The sequence below is a fragment of the Bradyrhizobium sp. USDA 4502 genome (genome assembly GCF_054063355.1).
The window spans coordinates 8,687,309-8,704,990 of sequence record NZ_JBSSGF010000001.1; the positions used below are offsets into that span (position 1 = coordinate 8,687,309).

Here is a 17,682-nt window from a genome sequence, read left to right on the forward strand (position 1 = left end):
TTTTAACTCCATTAACGACGTTTTCCGCCGCCCGGTGGAGTGCGTCCGACAAGTATGTGAATTCGTTGGAGTTTTTCCATCGTGTTGCGGCGGCCAGCAAGCGGCCAAGACCGGCGTGGACGCCTCGTCCGCGCGGTTTTGCCATGCCCTGCCGTGACCGTCCTGGCGCTGACCGTGACCACCGGGTTCGCCGCGGCCCAGACCGTGACGCCCGATCTGTTCAGCCCTAATCGCCAGAGCCAGGTGATCACGCAGGATTCGCCGCTGCGCCGGACCACGGCCGACGCCATGGATCCCCTCAATGGCCTGAAGCTGCCCGACGCCGATCGCGATCGCCGTTCGTCATCGTCTTCATCGACATCAACGACGACGCGGATCGGGCAGGTCCCGACCTACGGGCTCCCCGCGGCGAACGGCGCCTCGACGTCGGGTTACGACTCGCTCAACCGCAAGCGCCAGAAGCCGAAATACTATCCGGGTCAGGCCAAGCCGAAGCCGCCGGCGGGACCCGGCTCGCCGCCGCCGACGCCGGTGCCATTGAACGGCACGGGGCAGCTGCGGCTGTCGATCCCGCCCTCGGAGACCGCCAACAAGACGCCGCTGCCGCCGGCGATGGCCGGCACCATCGTCGGCCAGCCGCCGCGCAAGCGGCTCAAGATCGACGACGATCCGTTCGGCGCGGTCGGCGACTACGCCGGCTCGTTCATGGTCAAGACCGCGGTCGAGGTGATGGCGGGCTACGACACCAATCCGGGCCGGCTCTACTCGCCGCAGGGCAGGGCGTTCTACATGGTCGCGCCGGAATTCCTCGCGGTCTCCGACTGGGAGCGTCACGCCGTCGTCGCCGATCTGCGCGGCTCCTTCACCGGCTATGGCTCCGAGCTGACGCCGAACGCCAACGGCACACCGCTGTCGGCGCCGCTCGACATCGACCGTCCGAACTTCACCGGTCATGTCGACGGCCGGCTCGACGTCTCCAGATACACGCATCTCACGGCGCAGGCCCGCCTGCTGGTCTCGACCGACAATCCCGGCAGCCCGAACGTGCAGGCCGGCCTCGCCAGATATCCGATCTACACCACCGTCGGCGGCACCTTCGGCATCGACCAGAATTTCAACCGCATGCAGGTCTCGCTCGGCGGCACCGTCGACCGCACCGACTATCAGTGGTCGAAGCTGACCGACGGCACCTCGTCGTCCAACGACGATCGCAACTTCACGCAGTATGGCGGTGTCGGCCGCGTCAGCTATGAGCTCAATCCGGCCGTGAAGCCGTTCGTGGAAGTGGAGGGCGACAGCCGCTTCCATGATCTCTATCTCGACCGCAACGGCTACGCGCGCAATTCGTCGGGCGGTTATGCCAAGGTCGGTACGTCGTTCGAGTTCACCCGGCTGTTGTTCGGTGAGATCTCGATCGGCTATGCGATGCGCGACTATGTCGACCCGCGGCTTAGCCGACTCGAAGGCCTGCTCACAACGGCCTCGCTGACCTGGACCGCGACGCCGCTGACCACGGCCAAATTCTATTCCGACACCCAGATCGGCGAGACCACGCTGCCCGGCACCTCGGGCGTGCTGTCACGCACCTACACCGTCGAGGTCGACCACGACTTCCGCCGCTGGCTGACCGGCATCGGCAAGTTCACCTACGGCACGCTCGACTACCAGGGCGACAACCGCAACGACACGATCTACTCGGTGTCAGGCGACCTGATCTACAAGATGACCCGCAGCCTCTGGATCAAGGGCACGCTGCGCCGCGACTGGCTGGATTCCAACCAGCCGGGACAGAGCTCGGCGTCGACGGTGGTGATGCTCGGCGTGCGGGTGCAGAATTAGCGGTGAGGATGCCTAAGTCGCATCTCAAATGAGGTGTCGTGCTCCGCGAAGGCGGGGCACCCAGTACGCCGCGGCCTGTCCGTTCAAGCCTTGACGTCTCTGGAATACTGGATCGCCGCTTTCGCGGGCGATGACAGTTCAGTGTGTGGCTGCAGTGGCGTGGCGGCTGACGCGCTTACCCCGGCAGATCGGTCTTCCCCATCAGGAAGGTGTCGATCGAGCGCGCGCACAGGCGGCCTTCTCGGATCGCCCAGACCACGAGCGACTGGCCGCGGCGCATGTCGCCGGCTGAGAAGATCTTCGCGCGCGAGGTCTGGTAGTCGTGCAGAGAGGCTCGGACGTTGCCGCGCTGATCGAGCTCGACGCCCAGCGTCTTGAGCAGGCCCTCGTGCACCGGATGGACGAAGCCCATCGCCAGCAGCACGAGCTCGGCGTCGAGCGTGAACTCGGTGCCGGGCAGCGGCTTGAACTTATCGTCGACCTTGACGCAATGCAGCTTCGTCACCTTGCCGTCGACGCCTTCGAACTTCGTCGTCAGCACGGCGAATTCGCGCACCGCGCCTTCGGCCTGGCTCGACGACGTGCGCATCTTCAGCGGCCAGTTCGGCCAGGTCACGCCCTTGTTCTCGTGCTCGGGTGGCGCCGGCATGATCTCGAGCTGGGTCACCGACTTTGCGCCTTGCCGGAACGAGGTGCCGATGCAGTCCGAGCCGGTATCGCCGCCGCCGATCACGACGACATGCTTGCCGCCGGCGAGGATGTCGGCGGCGCCGTTCAGCGGCTCGCCGGAGACGCGGCGGTTCTGCTGCGGCAGGAAGTCCATCGCGAAGTGAATGCCGGAAAGCTCGCGGCCGGGGATCGGCAGGTCGCGCGGGGCTTCCGCGCCGCCGGTCAGCGCCACGGCGTCATACTGCTTGGCGAGCTCCTGCGGATCGATCGCGCCTGGCGTCGAGCCGCCCACGGCCTTGCCGTAGTGGAAGGTGACGCCCTCGGCTTCCATCTGCGCCACGCGGCGATCGATGATGTCCTTCTCCATCTTGAAGTCGGGAATGCCGTAGCGCAGCAGGCCGCCGGCCTTGGCGAACTTCTCGTAGACGTGCACCTCATGGCCGGCGCGCGCGAGCTGCTGCGCGGCGGCCATGCCGGCGGGACCCGAGCCGATCACGGCGACCTTCTTGCCGGTCTTAACGGCTGCGATCTCCGGCTTCAGCCAGCCATTGTCCCAGGCGCGGTCGACGATCGCGCATTCGATGGTCTTGATGGTGACCGGGTTGTCGTCGATGTTGAGCGTGCAGGACGCCTCGCACGGCGCCGGGCAGATGCGGCCAGTGAATTCGGGGAAATTGTTGGTCGAGTGCAGGTTGCGCGAGGCTTCTTCCCAGTTGCCCTGATAGACGAGGTCGTTGAAATCGGGGATCTGGTTGTTGACCGGGCAGCCCGGCGTGCCCGGCGCGGTCGAGCCGGTGCCGTGGCAATAGGGGATGCCGCAATTCATGCAGCGCGCAGCCTGGTCGCGCGTGTCCTTCTCGCTCAGCGGAATGACGAATTCCCTGAAGTTCTTGAGTCGATCGGCGACCGGCTCGTACTTGCGGTCATGCCGCTCGATCTCGAGAAAACCTGTGATCTTACCCATTGAAACCCGATGCCCCTGCATCTCAGTTGTTCCGTCATTCCGGGCTGCGCCGAAGGCGCGGACCCGGAATCTTGAAGTTGCCTTGCGAGATTCCGGGTTCGCGCCTTGCGCGCCCCGGAATGACGCGTGATGAACCCTACGCGCCGATCGCGATCTTCGGCTCGGCGTCGGCGTTGGCCTTCATTTCCTTCAGCGCGCGGCGGTACTCCACCGGCATCACCTTGCGGAATTTCGGCAGCCAGCTCTTCCAGTCGGCGAGGATCTCCGCCGCCTTCTTCGAACCCGTCAGCTTGGCGTGACGCGTGATCAGGACGTGCAGCCGCTCCACGTCGGAGTCGAGCAGGTTCTGGAACACGTCGACCCGGCCATGCGCCTCGAGGTCGCCGGAGTGGTGGTAGGTGTCGGCGTTGATCATCTCCTCCGACAGCACCGGCTCGAGCTCGACCATCGACAGATTGCAGAGCTTGTCGAAGTCGCCGGCCTCGTCCAGCACATAGGCGATGCCGCCGGACATGCCGGCCGCGAAGTTGCGTCCGGTCTTGCCGAGCACCACGACGATGCCGCCGGTCATGTATTCGCAGCAATGATCGCCGGCGCCCTCGACGACGGCGACCGCGCCGGAGTTGCGCACCGCGAAGCGCTCGCCGGCGATGCCGCGGAAGTAGCACTCACCCGCGATCGCGCCGTACATCACGGTGTTGCCGACGATGATCGACTCTTCCGGCACAATGCCGGAGATCTTCGGCGGCTTGACGATGATGCAGCCGCCCGAGAGGCCCTTGCCGACATAGTCGTTGCCTTCACCCTCGAGCTCGAAGGTGACGCCCTTGGCGAGCCAGGCGCCGAACGCCTGTCCCGCCGTGCCCTTCAGGCCGACATGGATGGTGTCGAGCGGCAGGCCGGCATGGCCGTAGATCTTGGCCACCGCGCCCGACAGCATCGCGCCGGCGGAACGGTCGGTGTTGTTGATCTCTTCCTCGATCTTGACCGGGGCGCCGCGATCGAGCGCGGCCTGCGCCCTCTCGATCAGCCGGCGGTCGAGCACGGCTTCCAGATGGTGGTTCTGGCTCTCCGAGTGATAGATCGTCTGGCCCTTCTCCTCCTTCTGCCGCACGAACAGCTTGGAGAAATCGAGGCCCTTGGCCTTCCAATGCGAGACCAGCGCGGTCTGGTCCAGCATCTGGACCTGGCCGACCATCTCGTCGAACGTCTTGTAGCCGAGCTGCGCCATGATCTCGCGGACTTCCTCGGCGACGAAGAAGAAGTAGTTGATGACGTGCTCCGGCTGGCCGGTGAAGCGCTTGCGCAGCACCGGATCCTGGGTCGCGACGCCGACCGGGCAGGTGTTGAGATGACACTTGCGCATCATGATGCAGCCCGCCGCGATCAGGGGTGCGGTGGCGAAGCCGAACTCGTCGGCCCCGAGCAGCGCGCCGATCACGACGTCACGGCCGGTGCGGAAGCCGCCGTCGACCTGAACCGCGATGCGGCTGCGCAGCTGCTGGCGCACCAGCGTCTGGTGGGTCTCGGCAAGACCGATCTCCCACGGCGAGCCGGCATGCTTGATCGAGGTCAGCGGCGAGGCACCGGTGCCGCCCTCGAAGCCCGCGATCGTGACATGGTCGGCGCGCGCCTTGGCGACGCCTGCGGCAACCGTGCCGACGCCGACCTCCGACACCAGCTTCACCGAGACCTGGCCGTCAGGATTGACGTTCTTGAGGTCGTAGATCAGCTGGGCGAGGTCTTCGATCGAGTAGATGTCGTGATGCGGCGGCGGCGAGATCAGCCCGACACCCGGCGTCGAATGCCGGACGCGGGCGATCGTCGCGTCGACCTTGTGGCCGGGCAGCTGGCCGCCTTCGCCGGGCTTGGCGCCCTGCGCCATCTTGATCTGCATCATGTCGGAGTTGACGAGGTATTCCGTCGTCACGCCGAACCGGCCCGAGGCGACCTGCTTGATCGCCGAGCGCATCGAATCGCCGTTGGGCATCGGCTTGAAGCGGTCGGACTCCTCGCCGCCTTCGCCGGTGTTCGACTTGCCGCCGATCCGGTTCATCGCGATCGCGAGCGTGGTGTGCGCCTCGCGCGAGATCGAGCCGAACGACATCGCGCCGGTCGAGAACCGCTTGACGATGTCCTTGGCCGGCTCGACGTCCTCGAGCTTGACCGGCTTGCGCTTGTCGTCCTCGGCGCCCTTGATCCGGAACAGGCCGCGCAGCGTCAAGAGACGTTCGGACTGCTCGTTGAGGATCTTGGCGAACGCCCGGTAGCGCTCCTGCGAATTGCCGCGCACGGCATGCTGCAGCGTCGAGACCGATTCCGCGGTCCAGGCATGGTCCTCGCCGCGGGTGCGGTAGGCATATTCGCCGCCGACATCGAGCGCGCTCTTGTAGATCTGCCCGTCACCGAACGCGTCGGTGTGGCGCCGCACGGTCTCCTCGGCGATCTCGCCGAGGCCGACGCCCTCGATCCTTGTGTGGGTGCCGGCGAAATACTTGGCGACGAAGTCCGCCTTGAGGCCGACCGCGTCGAAGATCTGCGCGCCGCAATAGGACTGGTAGGTCGAGATGCCCATCTTGGACATCACCTTGAGCAGGCCCTTGCCGATCGACTTGATGTAGCGCTTGACGATCTCGTAGTCGTCGAGCGCGCCGGGCAGCCGGTCCTTCATCGCGAGGATGGTTTCGAACGCGAGATAGGGGTTGATCGCTTCGGCGCCGTAGCCGGCGAGGCAGGCGAAGTGATGCACCTCGCGCGGCTCACCGGATTCCACGACGAGGCCGACCGAGGTGCGCAGACCGGTGCGGATCAGGTGATGATGCACGGCGGCGCAGGCCAGCAGCGACGGGATCGGAATCCGGTCGGTGCCGGTCATGCGGTCCGACAGGATGATGATGTTGATGCCCTCGCGCACCGCGCCCTCGGCGCGCGCGCAGAGCTCGTCGAGCACCTGCTCCATGCCCGCGGCGCCGAACCCGGCGTGGAAGGTGGTGTCGAGCGTGCGCGACTTGAAGTGGGTCTCGGCGACGTCGGAGATCGAGCGGATCTTTTCCAGATCGGCGTCGGTCAGGATCGGCTGCCGCACTTCGAGGCGCTTGGTCGAGGCGACGCCCTGCAGGTCGAACAGGTTCGGCCGCGGCCCGATGATCGAGACGAGGCTCATGACGATTTCCTCGCGGATCGGGTCGATCGGCGGGTTCGTCACCTGCGCGAAGTTCTGCTTGAAGTAGGTGAACAGCTGCTTCGGCTTGTCCGACAGCGCCGAGATCGGCGTGTCGTTGCCCATCGAGCCGGCGGCTTCCTCGCCGGTGGCCGCCATCGGCGTCATCAGGATCGCGATGTCTTCCTGGCTGTAGCCGAACGCCTGCTGCCTATCGAGCAGCGGCAGGTTGGAGCGCACGCCCTTGGCCGGCGCATCCGGCAGCTCCTCGAGCTGGATCTGGGTGCGATGCAGCCAGTCGCTGTAGGGATGGCTCTTGGCGAGGTCGGCCTTGATCTCGTCGTCGGGAATCAGGCGGCCCTGCTCGAGGTCGACGAGCAGCATCTTGCCGGGCTGCAGCCGCCACTTGGTGACGATCTGGTCCTCCGGAATCTTCAGCACGCCCATTTCGGACGCCATCACGATGCGGTCGTCCTTGGTGACGAGATAGCGCGCCGGGCGCAGGCCGTTGCGATCGAGCGTCGCGCCGATCTTGCGGCCGTCAGTGAAGGCGATCGCGGCCGGGCCGTCCCACGGCTCCATCAGCGCGGCATGATATTCGTAGAACGCGCGGCGCTGCTCATCCATCAGGGGATTGCCGGCCCACGCTTCCGGAATCATCATCATCACGGCGTGCGGCAGCGAGTAGCCGCCCTGCACTAGGAATTCGAGCGCGTTGTCGAAGCAGGCGGTGTCGCTCTGGCCCTCATAGGAGATCGGCCACAGGCGGCTGATGTCCTTGCCGTAGAGCTCCGAATGCACGGAAGCCTGTCGCGCCGCCATCCAGTTGACGTTGCCGCGCAGCGTGTTGATCTCGCCGTTATGGGCGATCATCCGGTAGGGATGCGCCAGCGACCAGGTCGGGAAGGTGTTGGTCGAGAAGCGTTGATGCACCAGCGCCAGCGCGCTGTCGAAGTCGGCCTCATGCAGGTCGGGATAGTACTTGCCGAGCTGGTCGGCGAGGAACATGCCCTTGTAGATCACGGTGCGGCACGACAGCGAGCACGGATAGTAGCCCGCCATGCCGCGGTCGCGGCGCTGATAGATCGCCTGCGAGATCGACTTGCGCAGGATGTAGAGGTGGCGCTCGAAATCGTCCTCGGTCTTGGCCGCACCATTGCGGCCGATGAAGACCTGCATGTGGTAGGGCTCGGTCGGCTTCACGGTGACGCCGAGCGATGAATTGTCGCTGGGCACGTCGCGCCAGCCGAGCAGCTTGAAGCCCTCGTTCTTGATCTCGTCGGCGATGATGCTCTTGATCACGTTCCGCCACGCGGCATCGCGCGGCATGAACAGCGCGCCGATGGCGTATTCGCCGGGCTGCGGCAGCTTGAAGCCGAGCTCTGCGGTCTTGCGCGCGAAGAAGGCGTGCGGGATCTGCACCAGGATGCCGGCGCCGTCACCGGCGCGCGGGTCGGCGCCGACGGCGCCGCGATGCTCGAGGTTGCACAGGATGTTCAGCGCGTCGGAGACGATCTGGTGCGACTTCTGGCCCTTGATGTTGGCGATGAAGCCGACGCCGCAGGAATCCTTTTCCAGGCTCGGATCAAACAGGCCTTCGGCTTCCGGGCGCCAAGTATGCAACTCACGCGCGGGCTCGGCGGCTTTCGAGTCCGCGGTCGCCGACAGCGTTCCTGCCACGATGTTTTCGCGCTCGAATTCCGACCCGCTCATGTGTCCTCTCCCTTTCGTAAGGGCCCCACCATATTTGGCGCACCTTGGACGTTGCGGCACCCACCGGGCCACCGCTCGTCCGCCGCGAGCCGCATTTTCCTAAATTCAGACGACGGGCGTTTCAACGTCCCCTGAGGGACGGCCCTGCCTGCAGCATTCTCGGAGCTCGGGGCGCCGAGGTCTCGTTGCAATCCCTATGCCGGGATGGCCTCGAAATTGAGACAGCTTTACTGTCCTAACTTAGACCTTGCCAAATTTTTGTCTATCACACAAGCGCGAGGAAGTCCTCGCCCGCATGCTCGGATCGAACGGCTCGGCGGGCATGAGGCGCCCCCGATTCGAAGCAAACACGCCGTGATCTGGCCCAAGGAGGGACCAAGGACCGCCGAATTTGAAACTGAAGTTTTGCCCCGGGCAAGCCGGCAAGAGAGCGGAAACGCTCCAGGGCGGGGCAGACAGGAGTTACGGCGATGAAGTTGTTCACAGGTTCGGTTGCTGCCGCCGCCCTCGCGCTCAGCGCAGCCTCGGCCGAGGCCCAGCTGGCGACGTCCGCCCGGATCGGCAGCCCGCTTCTGGTCAGGGTATCCGACATGGACGGGCCCTATGCCGCCATGCCCGAGGTTCCGCCGCCGCCGCGCTTTGGCCGGGTCCCGAGCCTGTTGCCGCCGGTCGAGGTCTATACCGTGCTCCGCGAGAACGGCTATCTGCCACTTGGCGCGCCCCGGCAGCGCGGGTTCGTCTACACGATCTCGGTGATCGACCAGGGCGGCGACGACGGCCGGCTGGTGATCGATGCCCGTGACGGGCACATCATCCGCTTCACGCCGGCCTCCCGGCTCGGCGACAATTACGAAGAGGAAATGAGCGCGACCGACGGTCCCGTCGGGCCGATGCCGCGGCCGATCCAGGCCCGGGTGCCGCGCCCGCCACTCCCGATCCCGCATGTTGCCAGCCGCGTGCCGGTGCCGAAGCGGAACCCGCTGGGGGCCAAGGCCCAGGTTCCGGCGGCTCAGGTTCCGGCGACCCAGACTCCGGCGGCTGCCCAAGCGCCGGCGGCAGCCCAGGCTCCGGCCCCGGCGGCCCAGGCCGCCGTCCCGCAGGCGGCCACGCCGCAGCCTGCTCAGGCAGCCACACCCGCGACGGCCGAGCAGGCCGCAGCCCCGAAGCCGGCTGAGGCCCAGGCTGCGCCGCAAGCCGTCCAGCAAGCCGAGGCTCCGACCGTCGGTCAGGGTGCTCCGCCGCCGGCGCCCGCGCCCGCGATCCTGCCGACCCAGGCAATGCCCAAGGTGCAGGGATTGGAGTGAGATCCGTAGCCCGGATGGGGAGCGAAATCCGGGGACGTTCCCGGCGGCACGACCCTCCCGGATTGCGCTTCGCTTCATCCGGGCTACGGACTGACGGCAACAAAAAACGCCCCGGTTTCCCGGGGCGTTTTCGCGATCAGCCAATATCTGCTGACGCGGGGTTTGTTGCTTAGGCGGCGACCTTGCCGGCCGAGCCGTCAACGACCTGCGGAGCCTTCTCGCCCCCGCCGATCGGAATGCTGCGGGGCTTCTTGGCCTCGGGAATCTCGCGGACGAGATCGACGTGGAGCAGACCGTTCTCGAGCGAAGCGTTTTTCACCTGCACGAAGTCGGCAAGCTGGAAGACGCGCTCGAAGGCGCGGGAGGCGATGCCGCGATAGAGCACTTCGGCGCCGTTGCCGGAGTTCTCGTTGGCGGTTTTCTCGCCCTTGATCGTCAGCGTGTTCTCCTTCGCGACGATCGAAAGCTCGGCCTGCGAGAAGCCGGAGACTGCAACGCTGATCCGGTAAGCATTCTCGCCGGTGCGCTCGATGTTGTAGGGGGGATAGCCGGGGCTGCCGTCCGAGGTCACCTGATCGAGCAGGTTGAAGAGGCGGTCGAAGCCGACGGTGGAACGATAAAACGGAGTGAGGTCGTAGCTACGCATAGGAATAGTCCTCCATTGAGCGACTGTTTCAGTTACCCGCCCGCCATCGGGCCGGGCTTAGATGTGTGCAGCCTGATGTTTCGGTTCCGAAGCACTGGTAGCGGCCTGCACGGAGGTGATATGGGAGGGGTCACGTCGCGTTCAAGAGGCGGAAACCGCGTCGCATTTTTCGGCGCCGGCGTCCTTGATCTCCACCCTGTCTCACCACTCCGGTCCCCTTCATGACGCTCGTCTCGATTCCCGCCAACCCGGTTCCGGACGACGTTGTCAGTGGCACCATCAAGACACCAGACGGGGCCGAGCTGCGCTTTGCGCGCTGGGCGCCGCCGCCCGGCCGCAAGGGCACGGTCTGCGTGTTCGGCGGGCGCGGCGAGATGATCGAAAAATATTTCGAGACCGTGCGCGATCTGCGCGACCGCGGCTTTGCGGTGGCGATGATCGACTGGCGCGGGCAGGGCCACTCGTCGCGGCGGCTGCGCGATCCCCGCAAGGGCTATGTGCGCGACTTCGCCGACTACGAGGTCGACGTCGAGACCTTCGTGCAGCAGGTGGTGCTGCCGGATTGCCCGCCGCCCTATTTCGCGCTGGCGCATTCGATGGGCGGTGCGGTGATGCTGCGCCTCGCGCATGCCGGCAAGCGCTGGTTCGACCGCATGGTGCTGTCGGCGCCGATGATCGACCTGCCGCGCCGCCGCGTGTCGTTCTTCCCGAGCGCGCTGCTTCGGATCATGCGGCTGGCCGGGCAGGGCGGCCGCTATGTTCCCGGCGGCAGCGACGAACTGGTCGGCCTCGCGCCCTTCATCGGCAATCCCGTGACCAGCGATCCGGTGCGCCATGCCCGCAACGCGGCGATCCTGGAAGAAGATCCGACGCTCGGCATCGCGGCGCCGACGATCGCCTGGGCCGACACCGCGTTCACCGCGATGCGCACCTTCCGCGGCACGTCGTATCCGTCGGAAATCCGCCAGCCGATCCTGATGCTGGCGGCGAGCAATGATGAGGTGGTGTCGACGGCCGCGATCGAGGAGTTCGCTTATCACTTGCGCGCCGGCTCGCATCTCGTGATCGCCGGCTCCAAGCACGAGATCCTGCAGGAGCAGGACCGCTACCGCGGCCAATTCTGGGCGGCGTTCGATGCGTTCGTGCCGGGCACGCCGCTGTTCAAGTGAAACATGGCGTTTTCGAGCGAAGGGGAAACCGGTTCGCGTGAAGAAAACGCGTCCAACAAAAATCTAGCGCTGTAGCAGCGCGACGATCCGGTCAGGAAAGCGCTTGTCCACGAACAGCGTCCTGACCTCGGCGACGCTGAGATAGCGGTTCTTCCCTTCGCCCTTGCCCATGATGTCGAGCAGCACCGGCCACTCGCCGAGCATCAAGAGCGGATAGTAGCAGTGCAGGATGCCGTAGGACGGCGGATGCTCGTCCTTGGCGCGCTGGAAGTTCGCCGCCATGAACGTCTTGATCTCGGCGGCCGACAGCCCGCGTTCGACGCTGCCGTCGGGTGCCTTGTAGTCGCTGCCGAAGGTCGCGAGCCGCGCGATCTCGTCCTCATGGACCACCGCGTGCTGGTCGAGGATGCGCGAGCCGGCGCCGTGCTTGTCGAGCGGGCCGTTGCGCAGCGCGTCGAGAATGGCGCCCTGGAACAGGCTGCGCAGCTGGCTGAAAGGACCGAGGCCGTTGGCGATCTGCGCCACCATGAAGATCTTCGCCCGCGCGGTGAATCCCTCGAACCCGGTCTTGCCGGTTGCGCGCCCGATGGTCCCGGTCAGTTCAGGCAGCGGCACGATATGGCCGCCGACATAGTTGCCGGCGACGAGCGCCCGCAGGAACGGGCAGGGATTGTCGGGGGAAATCTGCGGGGCGGGCGCCGCGCTTGCAGCCGTATCGGACATCAAACCACATCCTGAAAAGCTTCAGCTTAAAAAGCATCCATTACCGGTGGATGAATTCGCTCAGGAGTCGACGGCGAATTTCGAGGTGGATGCAACCAGAGCGAGTTTGCCGAACGGCAGGCCGGCTTTCAAGAGGCCGTCGCGATAATGCGCGATGTCGGCCGGGTTCTTCCAGTGGAAATTGCGCAAGTGACGCTCGACCGTCAGCTCGGGATGGTTGGCGAGCAGGGCCTCGGCCGCCTGCGCGGCCTCGTCGGCGCGGCCGAGCTGGGCGAGCGCTGCGGTGCGCACCGCAAGGCACTGCAGATGGTTCGGGTTCAGATACAGCCCCTCGCGCGACCACGACAGCGACGCGTCATATTGCCCGAGCAGATAATGGCTGAATGCGTTCAGCGCCGCCCATTGGTAGCGCGGGTCGCTGTTGCCGCGCTGGACCGCCGTCGAGAACAGATCGACCGCCTTGCGATGATCGCCGATCACCATGTGGCAGATTCCCAGAACGCCGCGCGCGCCCATGTCGTAGGGGTTGAGCTCGATCGCCCGCTTGATGGCGTCCATCGCGGCTTCGTAATGGCCCTGCATCGCGTGCAGATAGGCCAGCAGCGAAAACGCGAACGAGGAGCGCGGGTCGAGCCGCACGCTGCTCTCGGCCAGGCTGACCGACGAGGCCCACAATTCGCGCGTGCTCGGAATCCAGCCGAACTGGATGCTCTGGATCTGGATCAGCGCCAGATAGGCGCGCGCGATCGACAGCGCGGGGTCGAGCTCGATCGCCTCCTTGAACAGCGCGATCGCGGTTTCGCAATCGTCCTTGGTCTGCTGATAGTAGTGCGACAGCCCCTTCAGGAAGCGATCCCACGCCGTCAGTTCGGCGTTCGGCGAGCGCGCCGGTGCCGATGCTTCGGCGCGATAGATCTCCTGCGCGACGGCGGCGGAGAGATTCGCGGTGATCTCGTCCTGCATCGCGAACAGGTCGCCCATGTCGCGGTCGTAGCGGCCGGTCCACAGCTGCTCGCCCTTCTCGGGCGCGATCAGCTCGGCGGAGACGCGGATCTTGTTGCCGGCGCGCCGTACCGAACCCTGGATCAGATAGGTCGCGTCGATCTCGCGCGCGATCAGCCGCGTCGAGACGTTCTTGCCCTTGTAGGCGAAGGTCGAGTTGCGGCTCAGCACGCGGTAGAAGGATTGCAGCGACAGCGCGTGGATCAGGTCCTCGGTCAGGCCGTCCGAGAAATATTCGTCGGCGCCGCCGCTCAGATTGTCGAACGGCAGCACGCCGACGATTGCGGTCCGGTATTGCCCCGGCAGATGCGGGCCGTCGTCCGGAACCTGCTCCTGGGCATCGGATCCGGCCGGCGCCCAGGTCCAGACATTGACCGGCTCGGCGATGTTCTTGAAGCGGTGCGGGCCGGCGTCGACGAGGGTGACGGCAAGCCGCCGTCCCGCTTCGGTGCGGGCCTTGTCCGACACCGCGATGCCGCCGGGCGTTGCGACCGTCTCGAGACGGACTGCGATGTTGACGTCGTCGCCGAACACCTCGTCCTCGTCGGCCATCACGTCGCCCATGTGGACGCCCATCCGGAAGTGCATGGCGCGGTCGGCCGGCAAATGTTCGTTGCGCTCGGCCATCAGGGTCTGCATCGCGACGGCGGCCTCGATCGCGCCGATGATGCTCGGAAATTCCAAGAGGAAGCCATCGCCGGTGTTTTTGACGATTCGGCCGCCATGATTGAGGATGATCGGGTAAATCGCGCTGCGGTGCGCCTTGAACGAGGCATGCGTCCCCGCCTCGTCGGCACCCATCATGCGGGAATAGCCGGCGATGTCAGCGCAAAGAATGGCAGCGAGCCGTCTTTCCATGTCTCCTGTGCCCTGGAATGGCCACTTAGCCGAGGTGACCGAATCCGATACTTACAAGACAGGCCGGGTCCGGCGGAAGCCCGGTTTGCAGGCACCTATAATGCATAGTAGCAGGAATTGGCATGCGACCAACGGATCGTACAGTGGTTTCTCTACTGAATTCGTGTGTCGCTGGGATGGCGCCGGCTGGCTGATCATCCTTTCCGGGCGGTTACTTGCATAGGTTAATCTCACTGCCATGCTGGGAATTCACGAACTTTGGCTGTTTGTCCTGTCCGGCCTGCTGCTCAACGTCACACCGGGGCCGGATACCGCTTATATCATCGGGCGCACGATTCAGCTCGGATGGCGCGGCGGAGCTGCTGCGGCGATGGGAATCAGCTGCGGTTGCCTGGTCCATGTGCTGGGTGCGGCGATCGGCCTGTCGGCGCTGCTGATGGCCTCGTCGACCGCGTTCCTGGCCGTCAAGCTGGTCGGCGCGGCCTATCTGGTGCTGACCGGCCTGCAGATGCTGCTTTCGCGCGCCAAGCCGGTCGCCGAGATCGCCGGGCAGGGCGGCGAGACCTCGATCTCGCGCGTGTTCTGGCAGGGGGCGCTGACCAATATCCTCAACCCCAAGGTGGCGCTGTTCTTCCTGGCCTTCCTGCCGCAATTCGTGGCGGCCGATTCGCCGCACAAGACGCTCGCCTTCCTGGTGCTCGGCCTGATCTTCATCACCGGCGGCACGCTGTGGTGCCTTGGCCTTGCGGCCTTCGCGGCGCGGGCTGCCGGCCACATCAGGCAATCGGCCGGCGTGATCGCCTGGATCAACCGCTCGCTCGGCGCGCTCTTCATCTATCTCGGCGTCCGCGTCGCGACGCTGGAGGCGCGCTAGCTCGCGCCTTGAGGCTCTCGCTTTGCCGCTCTAACCGTGGATCTTGAGCAGTGCGCTGCCGGCGAGATAGATGCCGAGCAGGATCATCGCGATCAGGAACCAGCGGCGGAACACCTCGGGGTGCATCCGTGTGCGAACCGCCTGGCCGATGAACATGCCGGTGAACGACGCCGCCATCGCGACCGCGCCCGGCAGCGCGGTGGCTGCCGTCAGCAGGCCCGATGCCGTGAGGTTGAAGGCGAGCGCCACGGTCGCAGTGGTGAAGAACACGCCGAGCGCCTGCACCAGTTCGTCCTTCTCCATGCCGATCGCCTGCATGAAAGGCATCGAGGGGATGACCTGAACGCCGGTCGCCGCCGAGATCAGCCCGGTGATGACGCCGACGATGCCGCCGATCCATTTCTCGTCGCGCCGCGCGACCTTGAAGCTGAACCTGCTCAGCCCGACGATCGCGTAGATCACCAGCAGCACGCCCAGCACGACGGTGCCGTAGGCCGCGTAAGGCCCGGTCAGCAGCCCGGCATTGATCCAGATGCCCGCCACGGTGCCGAGCATCAACGGCCACAGCCGCTTGATGATGTCGCGCAGATAGGGGCCGACGAAGGTCTGCCAGATATTGGTGACGATCGCCGGCACGATCACGATAGCAATCGCCTGGCCCGGCGCCATCGTGGTTGCGAGCAGCCCCATCGCGACCGTCGGCAGGCCGAGGCCGAGCGTCCCCTTGACGAAGCCGGCGAGCAGGAAGGCGAAAGCGATGAAGATCAGGAGATGGTCGACCATGGCGGCACATTGACCGATCGATGCGAACGGCACAATCTGGAGGTTACGGAGTTAGCCTTCGGACGACCCGAAGGTATGGGGTGGGAAACGTCATGCGGTTCGACCTGACCGATTTGCAATTGTTCATCGCGGTTTCCGATGCGCGCAGCATCACCCAGGGCGCGGCGCGCGCGAACCTTGCGCTGGCTTCGGCCAGCGAGCGGATCAAGGGCCTCGAGGAAGCGCTCGGCGTCGCGCTGCTCAAGCGCGGCCGCCGCGGCGTCGAACTTACTGCGGCGGGCGAGAGCTTGCTCGGCCACGCCCGCATCGTGATCCACAATGTCGAGGCGCTGCAAAGCGATCTCGCCGCCTATGCCAGCGGCGTGCGCGCCAACGTGCTGCTGCTCGCCAACACCTCGGGCCTGTCGGAGCATCTGCCGCGCGCGCTCGCGGCCTTCCTGCACGAGCATCCCGATATCAGCGTCGATGTCGAGGAGCGCGAGAGCACCGATATCGCGACCGCGATCGCCAGCGGCGCCGCCGATCTCGGCTTCGCCGCGGAGCACGCGCTGCCCGACAGCGTCGAGCGCTTCCTGTTCAGCGAGGACCGCTTGATGCTGGTGGCGTCGCGGCGCGGCGATCTCGGCGGCCGCCGCCAGATCGACTTCCAGGAAGTGGTCGGCCGCGATTTCGTCGGCCTCACGGCAACATCCGCGCTGCAGGTTCATATCTCGCGGCATGCCGCAAAGCTCGGGGCGCGGCTGCGCTTCCGCGCCCGCCTGCGCGGCTTCGACGCGATCTGCCAGATGGTCGCCGCCGATGTCGGCATCGCCGTGATCCCGGAGACCGCGGCGCGGCGCTGCGCGGCGTCGATGCCGATCACGACGATAAGGATCCGCGACGCTTGGGCCAACCGCCGGCTGACGATCTGCGCGCGCAGCTTCAAGGCGCTGCCGCGCGCGGCCAAGCAACTTGGTGGACTATCTGCGCGCCGAAGCGCAGCGCTGACGGCTGGCTCATTTCGTCGTCACCACGCCGGCGTCCTGGATCACCTTCGCCCATTTCCTGATGTCGGCGGCGATGAAGTCGCGGAAATGCTCCGGCGTGTCGCCGGCCAGCGTCAGACCCTGCTCGGCGAGCTTCTGCTTGACGATCGGATCGGCCATTGCCGCGGTGGCGAACTGGTTCAGCCTGATGATGATCGCGGGCGGCGTGCGTGCGGGCGCGACCATGCCGTACCAGTTCTCGATGACCAGGTCGGGCATGCCGGCCTCGGAGGTGGTCGGCACGTCGGGTGCGGTCGGCGCGCGTTCGCGCCCACCGAGCGCGATTGGCCGCAGCGCGCCAGCCTTGATCTGCGGCAGGATCACCGGCAGGTCGAGGAAGGTCATCTGCACCTGCTGACCCAGCAGGTCGTTCACCGCCGGCGCGGCCCCGCGATAGGGCACGTGCACGATGTCGACCTTGGCCGTCAGCTTGAACAATTCGCAGGCGAGATGCGGCAGGCTGCCCGGGCCGGAGGAGGCGAAGTTGAGCTTGCCCGGCTGCGCCCTGGCGAGCGCGACCAGTTCGTTCATGTTCTTCGCCGGCACGTTGGCGGCGACCACCAGCATCTCCGGCACGGTCGCGACCAGCGTCACGGGCGCGAGGTCCTTCAGCGTGTCGTAGGCGACCTTCTCCATGCTGGGGCTGATCGCCAGCGCGCCGGCGCTCGCGATCGCCACCGTGTAGCCGTCGGGCGCGGCCTTCGCGACTGCGTCGGTGCCGAGCACGCCGCCCTGGCCGGCGCGGTTGTCGACGATGACGGGTTGCCTTGCGAGCTCCGAGATCTTCTGCCCGATCACCCGTGCGATGATGTCGTTCGGCCCGCCGGGCGGGAATGGCACGATCAGCCGGATCGGCTTGGTCGGAAAATCCTGGGCGAAAGCCGTGACGGGCGCGAGAAACAGGAGAAGGGCTGCCAGCAGCCTGCCGCGCATCGTCATGTCGCCCATCCCTG

At 66.1% G+C, this 17,682-nt stretch carries 11 protein-coding genes and 1 pseudogene; 5 read left to right on the plus strand and 7 right to left on the minus strand.

What is annotated here, in order from left to right:
• Positions 1–153: 153 nt before the first annotated feature.
• Positions 154–1,839, plus strand: a complete 1,686-nt coding sequence (locus ACVW1B_RS40565; protein WP_456822920.1) for an outer membrane beta-barrel protein — start codon at positions 154–156, stop codon at positions 1,837–1,839.
• A 175-nt stretch (positions 1,840–2,014) separates the two neighbouring features.
• Here the strand turns inward: ACVW1B_RS40565 and ACVW1B_RS40570 are convergent, their stop codons facing one another.
• Together ACVW1B_RS40570 and gltB are read right to left on the minus strand one after the other, a co-directional pair.
• Complete coding sequence (locus ACVW1B_RS40570; RefSeq protein ID WP_456822921.1) at positions 2,015–3,472, minus strand: glutamate synthase subunit beta; 1,458 nt, start codon at positions 3,470–3,472, stop codon at positions 2,015–2,017.
• Positions 3,473–3,608: 136 nt separating this feature from the next.
• Positions 3,609–8,345 carry a glutamate synthase large subunit gene (gltB, locus tag ACVW1B_RS40575; protein WP_456822922.1) on the minus strand — a complete coding sequence of 1,579 codons (4,737 nt, stop codon included), beginning with the start codon at positions 8,343–8,345 and terminating at the stop codon, positions 3,609–3,611.
• A gap of 470 nt (positions 8,346–8,815) precedes the next feature.
• Here gltB and ACVW1B_RS40580 point away from each other — a divergent pair, with 470 nt between their 5' ends.
• Positions 8,816–9,649 carry a hypothetical protein gene (locus ACVW1B_RS40580; protein WP_253604452.1) on the plus strand — a complete coding sequence of 278 codons (834 nt, stop codon included), beginning with the start codon at positions 8,816–8,818 and terminating at the stop codon, positions 9,647–9,649.
• 169 nt (positions 9,650–9,818) lie between these two features.
• On the opposite strand, the gene ACVW1B_RS40585 is transcribed toward ACVW1B_RS40580, so the two are convergent.
• Positions 9,819–10,295, minus strand: coding sequence for an Hsp20 family protein (locus tag ACVW1B_RS40585; RefSeq protein ID WP_076827682.1), 477 nt, complete (start codon positions 10,293–10,295; stop codon positions 9,819–9,821).
• Positions 10,296–10,516: 221 nt separating this feature from the next.
• Here ACVW1B_RS40585 and ACVW1B_RS40590 point away from each other — a divergent pair, with 221 nt between their 5' ends.
• Positions 10,517–11,464, plus strand: coding sequence for an alpha/beta fold hydrolase (locus ACVW1B_RS40590; protein ID WP_057016251.1), 948 nt, complete (start codon positions 10,517–10,519; stop codon positions 11,462–11,464).
• A 63-nt stretch (positions 11,465–11,527) separates the two neighbouring features.
• Here ACVW1B_RS40590 and ACVW1B_RS40595 read toward each other — a convergent pair whose 3' ends face one another.
• On the minus strand, positions 11,528–12,187 hold the full coding sequence (locus tag ACVW1B_RS40595) for a hypothetical protein (protein WP_253604448.1): 660 nt from the start codon (positions 12,185–12,187) through the stop codon (positions 11,528–11,530).
• Between the two features lie 60 nt (positions 12,188–12,247).
• Positions 12,248–14,047 (minus strand): adenylate/guanylate cyclase domain-containing protein, encoded by a 1,800-nt coding sequence (locus ACVW1B_RS40600; RefSeq protein WP_057016253.1) that lies wholly within the window; start codon positions 14,045–14,047, stop codon positions 12,248–12,250.
• A gap of 238 nt (positions 14,048–14,285) precedes the next feature.
• Here ACVW1B_RS40600 and ACVW1B_RS40605 point away from each other — a divergent pair, with 238 nt between their 5' ends.
• Positions 14,286–14,921: a LysE family transporter gene (locus ACVW1B_RS40605; protein ID WP_438077550.1), complete on the plus strand. Its 636-nt coding sequence runs from the start codon at positions 14,286–14,288 to the stop codon at positions 14,919–14,921.
• Between the two features lie 30 nt (positions 14,922–14,951).
• On the opposite strand, the gene ACVW1B_RS40610 is transcribed toward ACVW1B_RS40605, so the two are convergent.
• Entirely contained in the window at positions 14,952–15,704 is a 753-nt protein-coding gene (locus ACVW1B_RS40610; protein ID WP_456777749.1) for a sulfite exporter TauE/SafE family protein, read from the minus strand.
• A 92-nt stretch (positions 15,705–15,796) separates the two neighbouring features.
• Between ACVW1B_RS40610 and ACVW1B_RS40615 the strand changes: the two are divergent.
• Positions 15,797–16,691 (plus strand): annotated as a pseudogene (locus ACVW1B_RS40615) (LysR family transcriptional regulator).
• An 8-nt stretch (positions 16,692–16,699) separates the two neighbouring features.
• Here the strand turns inward: ACVW1B_RS40615 and ACVW1B_RS40620 are convergent.
• The gene (locus ACVW1B_RS40620) at positions 16,700–17,668 is read right to left on the minus strand and encodes a tripartite tricarboxylate transporter substrate binding protein (RefSeq protein ID WP_456822923.1); all 969 of its coding nucleotides are present in this window, start codon (positions 17,666–17,668) and stop codon (positions 16,700–16,702) included.
• Positions 17,669–17,682: the final 14 nt, after the last annotated feature.